This is a genomic window from Mesorhizobium montanum (genome assembly GCF_033977145.1).
Taxonomy (GTDB): domain Bacteria; phylum Pseudomonadota; class Alphaproteobacteria; order Rhizobiales; family Rhizobiaceae; genus Mesorhizobium; species Mesorhizobium montanum.
The window spans coordinates 121,608-135,461 of sequence record NZ_JAVIJF010000009.1; the positions used below are offsets into that span (position 1 = coordinate 121,608).

The 13,854-nt window shown below is 64.7% G+C and carries 15 protein-coding genes and 1 pseudogene; all 16 read right to left on the bottom strand.

Annotated features, from left to right (window positions below):
- Positions 1 to 55: 55 nt before the first annotated feature.
- On the bottom strand, positions 56 to 805 hold the full coding sequence (locus RFM68_RS14360; protein ID WP_320233635.1) for an ABC transporter permease: 750 nt from the start codon (positions 803 to 805) through the stop codon (positions 56 to 58).
- The gene (locus RFM68_RS14365) at positions 802 to 1,740 is read right to left on the bottom strand and encodes an ABC transporter ATP-binding protein (protein ID WP_320233636.1); all 939 of its coding nucleotides are present in this window, start codon (positions 1,738 to 1,740) and stop codon (positions 802 to 804) included. The genes RFM68_RS14360 and RFM68_RS14365 overlap by 4 nt, the downstream gene beginning before the upstream one ends.
- Positions 1,737 to 2,903, bottom strand: a complete 1,167-nt coding sequence (locus RFM68_RS14370) for an ABC transporter permease (RefSeq protein ID WP_320233637.1) — start codon at positions 2,901 to 2,903, stop codon at positions 1,737 to 1,739. Before RFM68_RS14370 ends, RFM68_RS14365 begins: the two co-directional genes overlap by 4 nt.
- A gap of 216 nt (positions 2,904 to 3,119) precedes the next feature.
- On the bottom strand, positions 3,120 to 4,031 hold the full coding sequence (gene osmF / locus RFM68_RS14375; protein WP_320233638.1) for a glycine betaine ABC transporter substrate-binding protein OsmF: 912 nt from the start codon (positions 4,029 to 4,031) through the stop codon (positions 3,120 to 3,122).
- 161 nt (positions 4,032 to 4,192) lie between these two features.
- A complete protein-coding gene (locus RFM68_RS14380; protein ID WP_320233639.1) occupies positions 4,193 to 5,416 on the bottom strand; it encodes an MFS transporter in 1,224 nt (407 codons plus the stop codon).
- The gene (nusB, locus tag RFM68_RS14385; RefSeq protein WP_140785261.1) at positions 5,413 to 5,907 is read right to left on the bottom strand and encodes a transcription antitermination factor NusB; all 495 of its coding nucleotides are present in this window, start codon (positions 5,905 to 5,907) and stop codon (positions 5,413 to 5,415) included. Before nusB ends, RFM68_RS14380 begins: the two co-directional genes overlap by 4 nt.
- On the bottom strand, positions 5,904 to 6,398 hold the full coding sequence (ribH, locus tag RFM68_RS14390) for a 6,7-dimethyl-8-ribityllumazine synthase (RefSeq protein WP_320233640.1): 495 nt from the start codon (positions 6,396 to 6,398) through the stop codon (positions 5,904 to 5,906). The genes nusB and ribH overlap by 4 nt, the downstream gene beginning before the upstream one ends.
- A gap of 81 nt (positions 6,399 to 6,479) precedes the next feature.
- Positions 6,480 to 6,653 carry a hypothetical protein gene (locus tag RFM68_RS33835; protein WP_502572768.1) on the bottom strand — a complete coding sequence of 58 codons (174 nt, stop codon included), beginning with the start codon at positions 6,651 to 6,653 and terminating at the stop codon, positions 6,480 to 6,482.
- Positions 6,650 to 7,162, bottom strand: a complete 513-nt coding sequence (locus RFM68_RS14395) for a GNAT family N-acetyltransferase (RefSeq protein WP_320233641.1) — start codon at positions 7,160 to 7,162, stop codon at positions 6,650 to 6,652. The genes RFM68_RS33835 and RFM68_RS14395 overlap by 4 nt, the downstream gene beginning before the upstream one ends.
- A 2-nt stretch (positions 7,163 to 7,164) precedes the next feature.
- Positions 7,165 to 7,464, bottom strand: a complete 300-nt coding sequence (locus RFM68_RS14400) for a type II toxin-antitoxin system TacA family antitoxin (protein ID WP_320233642.1) — start codon at positions 7,462 to 7,464, stop codon at positions 7,165 to 7,167.
- A 55-nt stretch (positions 7,465 to 7,519) separates the two neighbouring features.
- Complete coding sequence (locus RFM68_RS14405; protein ID WP_320233643.1) at positions 7,520 to 8,137, bottom strand: riboflavin synthase; 618 nt, start codon at positions 8,135 to 8,137, stop codon at positions 7,520 to 7,522.
- A gap of 61 nt (positions 8,138 to 8,198) precedes the next feature.
- Positions 8,199 to 9,326, bottom strand: a complete 1,128-nt coding sequence (gene ribD, locus RFM68_RS14410; protein WP_320233644.1) for a bifunctional diaminohydroxyphosphoribosylaminopyrimidine deaminase/5-amino-6-(5-phosphoribosylamino)uracil reductase RibD — start codon at positions 9,324 to 9,326, stop codon at positions 8,199 to 8,201.
- 2 nt (positions 9,327 to 9,328) lie between these two features.
- Positions 9,329 to 9,808 carry a transcriptional regulator NrdR gene (gene nrdR / locus RFM68_RS14415; protein WP_320233645.1) on the bottom strand — a complete coding sequence of 160 codons (480 nt, stop codon included), beginning with the start codon at positions 9,806 to 9,808 and terminating at the stop codon, positions 9,329 to 9,331.
- 139 nt (positions 9,809 to 9,947) lie between these two features.
- Positions 9,948 to 10,532, bottom strand: a complete 585-nt coding sequence (locus RFM68_RS14420; RefSeq protein WP_430694861.1) for an invasion associated locus B family protein — start codon at positions 10,530 to 10,532, stop codon at positions 9,948 to 9,950.
- Positions 10,533 to 10,644: 112 nt separating this feature from the next.
- The gene (gene glyA, locus RFM68_RS14425) at positions 10,645 to 11,958 is read right to left on the bottom strand and encodes a serine hydroxymethyltransferase (protein ID WP_320233647.1); all 1,314 of its coding nucleotides are present in this window, start codon (positions 11,956 to 11,958) and stop codon (positions 10,645 to 10,647) included.
- 125 nt (positions 11,959 to 12,083) lie between these two features.
- A pseudogene (locus RFM68_RS14430) lies at positions 12,084 to 13,720 on the bottom strand (Na+/H+ antiporter).
- Positions 13,721 to 13,854: the final 134 nt, after the last annotated feature.

Sequence of the window (13,854 nt, forward strand, 5' to 3'; positions counted from 1 at the left end):
CGGACCCGGAATTAGATCGATTGAAATGACGCAAGGGCATCACCGCCACGTGAGGCTATTCTGCCCCCTGCCCCATGCGGCGTGCGGCGTAGCGCTCGATCGCCGACAGGCCGTCATAGATCAGCACCGCAAGCGCGGCGACGATCAGGCCACCCTGCAGAACGAAGGCAAGGTTGTTCGAGATCAGGCCGGCGATGATCACCTCGCCCAGCGTCTTGGCGGCAACCGTCGATCCGATTGTTGCAGTGGCGAGGCCGATCACTACTGAGAGCCGGATGCCGCCAAGGATCACCGGGGCGCTCAACGGCAGTTCGACCTTCATCAGCCTCTGCCAGCCGGTCATGCCGGCGCCACGCGCCGCCTCCATCACGTTGCCGGGCAGCGTGGTGAGCGCCGTCAGCGCATTCTCGAAGATCGGCAGCAGGCCGTAGAGAAAGAGCGCGATCAGCGTCGGCTTCTCGCCGAAACCGACAGCCGGCACGGCAAGCGCCAGCACCGCGACCGGCGGAAAGGTCTGGCCGATATTGACCAGGCTGCGCGACAGCGGCAGGAATTCGGCTCCGACCGGTCGGGTGACGAGGATGGCGAGCGCCACCGCGACGATCGTCGCCGCGACCGTCGCGATCAGCACAGTCCCCAGGTGCTGCAGGGTCAGCGTCAGCAGGCTGCCCTGGTTGTAGATTGCCGGCGCGCCGTTCTCGGTCAGAGGTTTCAGCAGCGGCTCGAACCAGTTGGGACTGGTGATGAAGACCACCAGCAGCACCAGAACGGCCAGCCTCAGCAGCCCGGGCAGCCAGGCTTTCATTGCGGCCTCGCCGCGCGCTTCACCAATCCTTCGACGGTGACGCGGCCGAGCAGCTTGCCGTCGGCGTCTTTCACCGGCAGCGAAGGGCGGCCCGACCAAAGGAGATCGGCCAGCGCGTCGCGCTGCGTGGCGTCACCGGGGATCGCCTCGCCTTCGGCGCCACCCGGCTCCACGGCATCGCGCACGTGGCCAAGCGACAGCAGCCGGAACGGCCTTTCGCTGGCGCCGACCAGTGTCTCGACGAAGCCGCTCGCCGGCCTGGCTAGAATCTCCGCCGGCTTTGCGTATTGCACCAGCTTGCCGGCGTCCATGACGGCTATTTTGTCGCCCATATGCACCGCCTCTTCCATGTCGTGGGTGACGAGAATGATCGTGGTGCCGAAGCGCTTCTGGATCGCCAGCAGATCCTCCTGCGCCTTGGTGCGAATGATCGGGTCGAGCGCGCCGAAGGGCTCATCCATCAACAGCACGTTGGGCTCGGCGGCAAGCGCGCGGGCAACGCCGACGCGCTGCTGCTGGCCGCCGGAAAGCTCATGCGGATAGCGCTGGCCATAGCCCTGTGGATCGAGTTGGTAGAGCGTCATCAGCTCGTCGACCCGCGCCTTGATGCGATCCCTGTCCCAGCCGAGCAGCAACGGCACGGTGGCGATGTTTTGCGCCACCGTGCGATGCGGAAACAGGCCGTGGCCCTGGATGGCGTAGCCGATGCTGCGGCGCAGCTGATAGGCGGGCACGGAGCGGTTGTCGGCGTCGTCGAGCTTGATGATGCCCGAGGTCGGCTCGACCAACCGGTTGATCATCCTGAGCAGCGTTGTCTTGCCGGATCCCGATGTGCCGACAATGGTCGCGATGGTGCGCGGCTCGATGACCATCGAAACATTATCGACCACCGTCGTCCCGTCATAGCGCTTGGTGATGCTTTCGATCTCGATCATGCCGTTTCAACTACCCTGCGCTTGGTGGCGGTCATCTCGATGACCGCATCGAGGATGATGGCCGCCGCAAAGGCCAGCGCCACTGTGGGCAGCGCGCCGAGCAGCACGAGGTCCATCGCCGTCTGGCCGACGCCTTGGAAGACGAACACGCCGAAGCCCCCGCCGCCGATCAGCGCGGCGATGGTGGCAAGGCCGATATTCTGCACCAGCACGATGCGGATGCCGGTCAGGATCACCGGAAAGGCGAGCGGGAACTCGACATCGAACAGGCGCTGGCGGTCGGTCATGCCCATGCCGCGCGCGGCGTCGTTGGCGGCGCGCGGCACGCCGGCAAGGCCGACCACGGTGTTGGCCACCACCGGCAGCAGCGAATAGAGGAAAAGGGCGACAAAGGCCGGCGCGGTGCCGATGCCCCTGATGCCGAGCGCGGCGGCACCCGGCACATGGATCGCGACCCAGCCGAGCGGCGCGATCAGAAGGCCGAAGAGCGCGATCGACGGAATGGTCTGGATGATGTTGAGCACATTGAGGACGCCCGCCCGCAGTTTCTCGACGCGATGACAAAGGATGCCGAGCGGTATGCCGACAATCACCGCGCCGGCCAGCGAGCCAAGGGCCAGCGTAGCGTGCTTGGAAGCTTCGGCCCAGAAACCGTCGGCGCGGCTGGCGTATTCCTTGAGGATGGAAAGACTGTCCCAGCGCCCGGAAACGAGCAGCGCGGTGATGGCGAGCGTTGCAAGCATGAGCACGCCGACGCGTGACCAGGGCGACAGGTCCAGCCGTGTAAGCACATCGGCCAGGAGCAATGTGAAGGCAAAGATCAGCAGCCAGAAACCGGATGCCGGAGCGACGCGGGCAAACGTGTTGCCGGCCGGCGTCAGGAAACCGCCGGCGACGCCGATCAAGATCGTAAGTGCGACAAGCGCGACGATGCTGGCGGCAAGCCTGAGGATGAGCGGCGTCCTGATCAGGGCAATTATGCCACCCGCGATCACTATCGCCAGCAGCAGCATGCCAAGCGTCGGCGGCAACGCCTCCAGGATCGAGCGCGCCTGTCCCGGCACGATGCGGTTGGCGCGGAACGTGGCAAAGGGTGCCGCCAAGGCGGCGTAGGCGACGATCGCGGCGATCACCACGCCGAGCTTGTCGAAGCGGAGGGTCATGAGGAGCGGTTGCGCGAGGCGCCCCCCTCTGGCCTGCCGGCCATCTCCCCCTCCAGGGGGGAGATCGGACGTCGCGAGCGCTTTAAGCAATCGCCGAGGGCGGAGAAGGAAGCAGGACGCAGCGATTGCCAATCTCTCCCCTTGAGGGGGAGATGTCCGGCAGGACAGAGGGGGGCGCCTCGCACCGGCTTCACGTTTTCTTCGACGCGCTTGCTGCTACTTCAAGAACCCGTTCTTCTTCAAAAAATCCTCCGCCACGCCCTTGGCGGGTTCGCCGCCCAGTTGGACGCGGCCGTTGAGCTGCTGCAGCTTGACGAGATCGAGCTTGGCGAAGACCGGCTTCAGCAATGCCTCGATTTCGGGATGCTGCTTCAGGACCGCTTCGCGGATGATCGGCGCCGGCTGGTAGACCGGCTGCACGCTCTTGTCGTCCTCGAGCACGACGAGGCCGGAGGGCTGGATGCCGCCATCGGTGCCATAGACCATGGCGGCATTGGCGCCGTTGGTCTGGTTGGCGGCGGCGGCGATGGTCGCCGCGGTATCGCCGCCGGAGAGCGTGATGAGCTGGTCGGGCTTCAGCGTGAAGCCATAGGCAGTCTGGAAGGCCGGAAGTGCTGCCGCCGAATTGACGAACTCGGCGGAAGCGGCGAGCACCACCTTGCCGCCGCCCGCGACATACTTGCCGAAGTCCGTGAGGGTGACGAGCTTGTTCTCGTCGGCCACCTCCTTGCGCAGCGCGATCGCCCAGGTGTTGTTGGCCGGCGACGGCGACAGCCAGACGATCTTGTTGGCGTCGTAGTCGAGCTTCTTGGCGGTCTCGTAGGCCTTGGCGGCATCCTTCCAGACCGGGTCGTCGGCCTTCTGGAAGAAGAACGCGGCATTGCCGGTGTATTCGGGATAGATGTCGATCTCGCCGGCGGTGATCGCCTTGCGCACGACGGGCGTTGCGCCGAGCTGGATGCGGTCGGTGGTCTTGATGTTGTTGGCGTTCAGCACGAGCTGGATGATGTTGCCCAGCACGCCGCCTTCCGTGTCGATTTTTGACGAGACGACTACCTGGGCGCTGGCCGAGGCAGCGGTGATGCCGAGCACGATCGCCGTCAAGGCGAGCTTTCTGATTGAAAACATCGTGAAAATCCCTTGCTATGAACCGGGAATCCGGTGGGGCCGCATTTGAGCACGCCTATAACGTCCGGTCGGGGCACACGGTTTCATAACTGAGGCGATCAGCGCAATATTTTTGTTCCCCGTACGAAGCAGGTGCCGAGCCCGGTCCCGACAGCGTAATGTCAGTTGGCGGCGCGCAAGCCCGGCAGCTTCAACGTGCCGAGCGCGACAAAACAAAGAACGACGACCGGGAAGACGATCCAGTTCAGCATGGTCCAGCCCCAGGCATTGTAGATCGCGCCGGACATCAGCGAGGCAAAGGCGACGGAGCCGAACAGGACGAAGTCGTGGAAACCCTGGACCTTGCCCTTCTCGGAAGGATGGTAGCTGGCGGCGACCATGGCGGTGGCACCGATGAAGCCGAAATTCCAGCCGAGCCCGAGCAGGATCAGCGCCGTCCAGAACTGCCACAGCGCAAGGCCCGAAAGCGCCACGGCGGCGCAGCCGATGAGCAGGACGAGGCCGGTCGCAACGATACGCTCGGCGCCGAAGCGATGGATCAGCGATCCAGTGAAAAAGCTCGGCGCAAACATCGCCATGACGTGCCATGAAATGCCAAGCGTCGCATTGTCTTCCGACAGGCCGCAGCCGACCATGGCAAGCGGTGCGCCGGTCATGACGAAGCTCATCAGCGCGTAGCTGCCGACGGCGCAGAAAAGTGCTGCGACGAAGCGCGGCTGGGTGACGATTTCAGCCAACGGCCGAGCATCGGTCGCGGGGGTTTCGGTGACGGCGCCTGTGCGCGAGGAAACACGCAGGAACGACAGGATGATCGCGCCAACCGCTGCCAGCGGCAAGATCGAGACGAAGGATCCGGCGAACATCACCGGGGCCAGCGATTCACGGGTGTAGATGACGATCTGCGGCCCGAGGATGGCGGTGATGATGCCGCCGGCCAGTACAAAGGAAATGGCGCGCGCCTTGAACTCGGGCGGCGCGTTGTCGGCCGCTGCAAAACGGAATTGCTGGACGAAGGCGCCGCCGACGCCGATGATACCCAAGCCGAAAGCAAACAGCCAGAAGCTCGCCTGATAGAGCGCCAGCGTCGCGATCAGCCCGCCGAGCGCAGTGACGATCGTGCCGGTCATGAAGCCGCCGCGATGGCCGAGCCGGCGGATGATGGCGGCGGCCGGCAAGGCCCCGAGCGCCACGCCGAGATTGAAACCGGTGACCGGCGCCGTCGCCAGCGATTTGTCGGGACCAAGCAGGTACTGACCGGCAAGCGCGCCGAGCGAAATGGCGATCGGCGCCGCCGAACCGACGATCGCCTGCGCCGCGGCAAGCAGCACCGCGGTACGGCGCCCTTCCCTGCCGGTCTCGGCGACCACGGCCGTGGCGGTTGTCACGAAGCGTCCTTGCCGCGGCCTTCGCCGCGCACGCGGCGGGAGACGCGATCGAGCACGGCGTTGACCAGCTTCGGCTCGTCTTCCTCGTAAAAGGCCTTGGCGATGTCGACATATTCGGAGACGATCACCGCCACCGGCACGTCCTCGCGCTTCATCAATTCATAGACGCCGGCGCGCAGGATGGCGCGCAGCGTCGAATCCAGCCGCGACAGCGGCCAATCCTCGGTCAGCGCCTGGCGGATCACCGGGTCGATGGTCTTCTGGTTTTCGACGACGCCGGTCAGGATGGCGCGGAACCATTGCGCGTCGGCCTCGCGATAGAGCGCGCCGTCGACTTCCTTGCCGAGGCGGAAGGTTTCGTATTCGGCCGTGATCTCGAAGACGCCGCTGCCGGCCACATCCATCTGGTAGAGCGCCTGCACTGCGGCAAGACGGGCGGCGCCGCGCTTGTTGGCGTGGCGCACCGCACCGGTCGAGGCGGGCTCGGTCACGATTGGGCTCCGAATTTCTCTTTGAGCGCGATCATGGTCAGCGCCGCGCGCGCAGCGAAGCCGCCCTTGTCGCCTTCCGTTTTGCGCGCACGCCCCCAGGCCTGCGCATCATTTTCGGTGGTCAGAATGCCATTGCCGACAGCGATCGCCTCCTGCAGCGAAAGGTCCATCAGCGCACGGCTCGATTCATTGGCGACGATGTCGAAATGATAGGTGTCGCCGCGGATGACGGTGCCGAGCGCGACAAAACCATCATAATGCGTGCCGCCTTCGGCGGCGCCATCGAGCGCGAAGCATATCACGGCGGGGATTTCCAGCGAACCGGGAACCGTGACGACGTCATAGGTGGCACCGGCCTCTTCGAGCGCGCCGATCGCGCCTTCGAGCAGGGCGTCGGCGAGATCGTCGTGAAAACGCGCTTCGACAATGAGCAGATGCGCCTTCGCCTTCGGGCGAATGAACGCTTTGCCGTGTTGGGATGTGCCAGCCATAAAAGTCTCCGGGGGGTTGCCGGTGACTTAGGCCGAAGCCGGGTTGACCGCAAGCGGAAGATTGGCCGGGTTGCGCCTGGCTTATCGCATCTTCGGGTAAGGTGCCGGGAGCGGACAGTGGGTACTGAGGCTTTCCGCCCAGGCGAGAACAGCTGCGTGGTCTGCCACACGGCCTGTATCTACATCGGCCATTGCTTCGCGCGTCAGGCGCTCTTGCCGTTTGGATTTCTTACTCTCCTTCGAAGTATTCTTCATTCGAACAGCTCCGCGATATCGGCCATTGGCCGAAATAGCCTCATCGGCTGATCCGGAAATGGCAAAAAACTCTCGCGTTCGTAGAAGCGCCGGGCGTTCTCGTCCTTTGCATCGACAACAACAGCGAAGGAGGCAATCTCGCTTCTGAGTGACCGAAGCAAGGCATCGGCCAGGAGGTATCGGCCGTAACCCCGGCCATGTTGCCGTCGATCGACGGCTAGGCGTCCTAGCAGCGTCGCCGGAATGAGCGGATAACGCGGCAGCTTGCGGACAGTCTGGGCAGGCCATTCGCCGACACTCACCGCAGTCGACGAGAGCGTGTAGTAACCAGCGATAGCTCCATCCGGCATGACCAGCACGAACGGCGCCGCAATGTTCTTGCGGGCGTCTTGTCCAGCCTGCAGTCGAAGATATCGATCGAGTGGTTCTGCCCCGCTTTCGAATGAGTTTTTGCCGTGCTGCGGACCGAGTACCTCAACTCGTAAAGAGGCCTCAGTCGAGCCCGTCACTCTCAGATACCGATGGCTTGGCGATACCGACGCACCGTATCGCGCAGACGGTCGTTCACAGGCTTCGGATTGACGAGGGCATCCACGAAGGCCCGGCTGTCACGGACGGATAGATCGAGGCGCTGATGCTCTTCGATGGCTCGCCGCGCAGCTTCCTGGACGCTGGTCAGCACGAAGTCCGTCACGGTGCGGCCCTGCAGCGCCGCAGCATGCTCAATCAGGCTCTTCTGATCTGCAGTGATACGTGCTTCCAGACGTTCACCACGGGCACGACTGCGAGATGGATGTTTATGTACCGTCATGGTCTTTTCTCCTGAAGACTATGTACGGCCAATGGCCGGCGACTTCAAGGCTTAATTACAGCCCCTCTTGCGCCGCCTCCGCCAGGCGCGCGGCGTAGCGGGCCATGGTGTCGATTTCGATGTTGACGCGATCACCAGCCTGGCGTTCTCCCCAGGTGGTAACCGCCAGCGAGTGATGGATAAGAAGCACGTCGAAGCGGGTGCCTTCGATTTTGTTGACGGTGAGCGAGGTGCCGTCGAGCGCGACGGAACCTTTCGGCGCAATGAACTTGGCCAGATGGCGCGGCGCGTCCAGCGTGAAGCGCACGGCATCACCCTCCTCCTTGCGCTCGACGATTTCGGCGGTGCCGTCGACATGGCCGGAGACTATATGGCCGCCGAGCTCGTCGCCAATCTTCAGCGCCCGTTCCAGATTGATCCGATTGCCGGATTTCCAGTTCGACGCGGTGGTCAGCCTGAGCGCTTCCTCCCAGGCCTCGACCTCGAACCAGCGTGCGTTCGAGCCATGTTCGGGGAGCGCCGTGACGGTGAGGCAGACCCCGCCGCAGGAAATCGAGGCGCCGATGGCGATGGTCTCGGGATCATAAGCCGTGTCGATGCGCAACCCGACGCCTTCGCTGAGAGGCTTTACGGCGGCCACCGTTCCTACGTCGGTCACAATTCCGGTAAACATCAGAGAGTGTCTTTCATTTTGACCATGACCTGATCCAACAACCGGTTCCCACTTTTTGGGATCATGGCCTCACCCATTCGGCATACCTGTCCTCGCCAAACCGCATCTCGCGCAATTTGCGAAACCCTGGCGGGATATGATCGGCGTCGATGGGTGATACAATGCCATCCTCGCCGATCGCTTCCGGCCCCTGGAACAGGACGATGCGGTCGACAAGGCCTTCATCGAGGAAGGCCTTGGCCACCTTGGCGCCGCCCTCGACCAAAACGCTTGCCATGCCGAGCGCGGCGAGGTCCTCGAGCAATTCCGGCAGCGCCACTTCGCCTGAATATGTTTCAGTGCCGATGAAGCGCACGCCCGCGCGTTCGAGCGCCGCCCGCCGATGCGGATCGGCCTCCAGGCAAGCGGCGATATAGAGCGGCACGCGGTCGACGCCGGACACCAGCTTGGACGTCTCCGGCAGCCGGATCTGCCGATCGAGGATGATGCGCGCCGGCGAGCGGTTCTCCAGTCCCGGAAGACGCACGGTCAGCGCCGGGTCGTCTTCGAGCGCGGTGCCGATGCCGACCAGGATGGCGTCGGCCTCGGCGCGCATCAGATAGACGTCGCGCCGCGCGACCTCGCCAGTGATGGCGACCTGGCCGGCGCCTTTGCGGCCGATCTTGCCGTCACTCGAAAGCGCAAGCTTCAGAGTTACTTCCGGGCGTTTTTTCAGGGAGCGAGTCAGATAACCTGCCATCTGCTCGGCGGCCTCGGTGGCCAGCACCTTCTCCACCACCTCGACACCGACGGCGCGCAGGATGGCGTAGCCCTTGCCGGAGACGCGCGGATCGGGATCGCTCGCCGCGCCTACGACGCGCGCGATGCCGGCACTGACCAGCGCGTTGGCGCAAGGCGGCGTGCGGCCGTGATGCGCGCAAGGCTCCAACGTCACGTAGGCCGTAGCACCACGCGCGAGCTCGCCGGCCTCGGCCAGCGCCTCGGTCTCGGCATGCGGCCGGCCGCCGACGGCCGTCACGCCGGTGCCGACGATCATCGGGCCGGCGCCGTCGTCGCGCACGATGATGGTGCCGACGGAAGGATTGGTCGAGGTGCGGCCCGCATTGCGGCGCGACAGCCTGATGGCCGCGGCCATGAACCGGCGATCAAGGGCCGCCTGCGCGGCCTCGTCCAGTCGCGGTCCCGCCATGATCAGCCGGCTTCCTCTTCGGTCTTTTCCTCGTCGCCCTTCAGTTCGCCCAGCAGCTCATGAAAATCCTTGGCTTCGCGGAAATTGCGATAGACCGAGGCGAAGCGGACATAGGCGACGTCATCCAGCGATTTCAGCGCCTCCATGACCAGCTTGCCGACCTCGCCCGAGGCAACCTCGGTTTCGCCGGAGCTTTCGAGCTGGCGCACGATGCCGGTCACGGCGCGGTCGATGCGCTCGGGGTCGACATTGCGCTTGCGGACCGCGATCTCGACGGAGCGCAGCAGCTTGTCGCGATCGAAAGGCACCTTGCGGCCGGACTTCTTGACGACGACGAGGTCACGCAATTGCACGCGCTCGAAGGTGGTGAACCGGCCGCCGCAATCGGGACACACCCGCCGCCTGCGGATCGCCGCGCCGTCCTCGGCGGGACGCGAATCCTTCACCTGCGTATCTTCGGACTGGCAATAGGGACAGCGCATGGCAAGCTTTCGGTTTGGCGATTCTCAGGATGCGGAAGGCTTAGTGCGTTTTGCCGCCATGGCAAAGCGCAGCCTTCGTATCAGAGATAGCGAGGCGCAGGCACAATTGCCAGCGCCTGCCCCCCGAGGGCCAGCACCCTCAGGGCGCAACGTCCTTGGTCGGGAAACCGCAGGAGGTGCCCAGATTGCGATAAGCCTTGGTGAAGCCGTCCATCGGGATGCTGGCGACGGCCTGCTTGCCGAAAACCACATCGAGCGAGGTGACCTTGCGCATGGCGCGCAGCAGCGCAAGGTTGGTCTTGGCCTGGTTGTCGACCATCCAACTGGGACGGCCGCCGGCGGCGCCGTTGGAGGTTACAGTCGCGGCAACCTTCACGCCGGGGTCGCCGAAGGTCGCGGCGATCTTGCTGCCGGTCGGCAAGGTCTTGTTGTCGACGATGAACATGATCGCCGGGTACGCATCCGGCGGCAGCGCGTCGCCGGTCGAGATCGACATCGTCAAAGAGCCCGCATTGCCGAGGCCGTCGACGAAAGCGGTCGAGGCGGCACAGGTCTTGTGCGCATCCTGCCCGGTGTCGAGCGTATCGATGATGGTGGTCCACTTGCCGAAGGTATTGGTCGTCGGCATGTCGGCGTTCGTCTGCTCCTGCGCAACCGCGCCGGACATGGCGAAGGCAGTCAGCGAGGCGGACAAAGCCAAGGCGGCGAAGCGGAAAATGCGCATCATCAGGTCTCCGGTAAGCCGCGCCGCCCGATCAGGGAGCGGCGCGAAGCGCAGGGATAAAAGATGACGCGCGGCGCCCAGTCAACCGACGGACGTCGACCGACAGAGAGGATCAGCCGAGATACGGGTAGAGCGGAAAGCGATCGGTCAGCGCCATGACCTTGGCCTTGACCGCGGCTTCGACCGCTGCATTGCCCTCGTCGGAATTCGCAACCTTCAGCCCGTCCAGCACCTCGGCGATCAGCTTGCCGATCTCGCGGAATTCGGCCTGGCCGAAGCCGCGCGTCGTGCCGGCCGGCGTGCCGAGACGCACGCCCGAGGTGACGAACGGCTTTTCCGGATCGAACGGGATGCCGTTCTTGTTGCAGGTGATGTTGGCGCGGCCAAGCGCGGCTTCCGCGCGCTTGCCGGTGGCGTTCTTCGGCCTGAGATCGACCAGCATCAGGTGGTTGTCGGTGCCGCCCGAGACGATGTCGAGACCGGTTTCCTGAAGGCTCGAAGCCAGCGCCTTGGCGTTGGCGACGATGCTTTCGGCATAGGCCTTGAAGCTCGGCTTCAATGCTTCGCCGAACGCCACCGCCTTGGCGGCGATGACATGCATCAGCGGACCGCCCTGCAGGCCCGGGAACACCGCCGAGTTCATCTTCTTGGCGATCTCCTCGTCGTTGCACAGGATCATGCCGCCGCGCGGGCCGCGCAGCGACTTGTGCGTCGTGGTGGTCACGACATGGGCGTGCGGCAGTGGCGACGGATGCATGCCGCCGGCAACGAGGCCCGCGATATGCGCCATGTCGACCATCAGATAGGCGCCGATCGAGTCGGCGATCTCGCGGAAACGCTTCCAGTCCCAGATACGCGAATAGGCGGTGCCGCCGGCGAGGATCAGCTTCGGCCTGGTCTCCTGCGCCGTCTTCTCGATCGCGTCCATGTCGAGCAGGTGGTCTTCCTTGCGCACGCCGTAGGAGACGACCTTGAACCACTTACCGCTCATGTTGACTGGCGAGCCGTGGGTGAGGTGGCCACCCGAATTCAGGTCGAGGCCCATGAAGGTGTCGCCTGGCTGCAGCAGCGCCAGGAACACCGCCTGGTTCATCTGGCTGCCCGAGTTCGGCTGGACGTTGGCGAAATTGCAGCCGAAGAGCTTTTTGGCGCGTTCGATAGCCAGTTCCTCGGCCACGTCGACAAACTGGCAACCGCCATAGTAGCGCTTACCCGGATAGCCCTCGGCGTATTTGTTGGTCATGATCGAGCCTTGCGCTTCGAGCACGGCGCGCGACACGATGTTTTCGGAAGCGATCAGCTCGATCTCATGGCGCTGCCGGCCGAGCTCGTTGCGGATGGCGCCGAAGATTTCCGGATCGGCATCGGCAAGCGTGGTCTCGAAAAAGGACTCGAATTTGCTGGAGGATGCCGCGGCTGTTGACATGGCTTGCTTTCCCTTGGGGCCGGAGGTCTGCGAGGTCGTCGCGCATTAACACAGTTGTTTCCGGGCCGCCACGTTTGCGGCGCGAAATTTGCTGGCCGGTTTGCGCCAAGACGGCGGACAGGGTGCTAATCCCGCGGTTCGCGGCCCTTGAGGATCGCTTCGGAGAAGGTGATCTCGGTGAACAGCTTGCGCGCCGTGTGGTCGTTGATGTCGCCGCGGCGCAGCATGGCCTGCAATTCGGTGCGCTCGGCCTCGATGCCGGCAAGCCTGAGTTCGAGCTCGATCCGGCCGGACTCGCGAGCCTCGGCGCGTGCTTCGTCGGCGCGGAGAGCGAGATGCGACGCCGGTAGATGGATGCGACGCTCTCGGCGATGGCGAGCTTCATCTCCGCTGCCTCTCCTTCGTTGCGGTCGCTGGCGAGGCCTTCGATCCTGGCGATGGCCGCGTTGGCGGCGCCGACCCGCGCCCGGCGCTCTTCGGCCGCACCTGGATGCTCGCCTGGCTCGACGAGACCGCGCGCAACCGTCGGCAAGGCAAGGCTGGCAATCGCCAGCGAGCAGATGATGACGCCGGCGGCCAGGAAGATCACGACGTCGCGGGCCGGAAACGGCGAGCCGTCCTGCAAGGTAAGCGGCAAGGACAGGATGCCGGCCAGCGTCACCGCGCCGCGCACGCCTGCGATCGAGCCGGCAAGCCTGACGCGGAAGCCGAAGGGCTCGGCCTTGCGCTTGCCGAGCCGTGCGGCAAGCACGGCGCCCATGTCGCCGATCCAGATCCAGACATAGCGCAGGCCGATCAGGCAGAGCGTGAGCAGCAGCACGGTCAGTGCCGGCTCGAACAGCCAGTGCCGGGTCGTCAGTTCCGGCGGCACCTTGCGGATGATGCCGGGCAGTTGCAGGCCGAGCAGGATGAAGAGCGAGCCGTTGAACATGAAGATAAGCATCGACCAGAGCGAAATCGTCTGGATGCGCGCCGAGACCGCCATGTGGCGGACGATGCCGGAGTATCCGGTCAGAAGGCCGGCGGTCACCGCCGCCAGGATGCCCGAAGCGCCGAAATGCTCGGCAATGAGGTAGGCGACAAACGGCAACAGGACCATGACCAGCACCTGCGCTTCGGCCGGCGTGCTGGTGATGCGGCCGAGGACCTGCAACGACTTCGCCGCGATGAACAGCGCCGCCATGCCGGCGAGGATGCCGACCGCCACCGCAAAGACAAAGCTCACGGACGCCGCGGCAAACGAAAAGCTGCCGGTCAGCGCCGCCGCGACCGTGAAGCGGAACATCACCAGACCGGAGGCGTCGTTGAGCAGCGACTCGCCTTCCAATATGTGCATCAGCCGCGCTGGAACGACGTTGCGGTCGACGATCGAGGATACGGCGACCGCGTCCGTCGGCGACAGCACGGCGGCCAGGGCGAAGGCGACGACCAGCGGGATGCTCGGCACCAGCCAGTGCAAGGCGTAGCCGAAACCGACGATGGTGAAGAAGACCAGCCCGATGGCAAGGTCGAGGATCGGGTCGCGCAACGCGATCAGCTCGCGCTTCGGTGCCGAAAAGGCATCGCCGAACAGCAGCGGCGGAATGAACACCAGCAGGAAGAGTTCCGGATCGATCTCGACATGCAGGCCGCGCGCCGGCCAGGCAAGGGCAGCGCCGATCGCGATCTGCAGCACCGGCAGCGGCACGCGCACCAGCCGCACCAGCGCGCCCGATAGCGTCACGAAGGCGAGCACGACGAGGATGAAGATGGCGACGTCCATGGCGCGATTCCGGCTGCTCAAGTGCCGAGCTGATCTAATCCGACCATGCGCAATTGAACGCGCGTCGTCCAGCGCGGAGGCTGTCGTCCTGCTGGTGAACCCGCGGCTGAGTTAAACAAAAAAGGCCGCTGCAA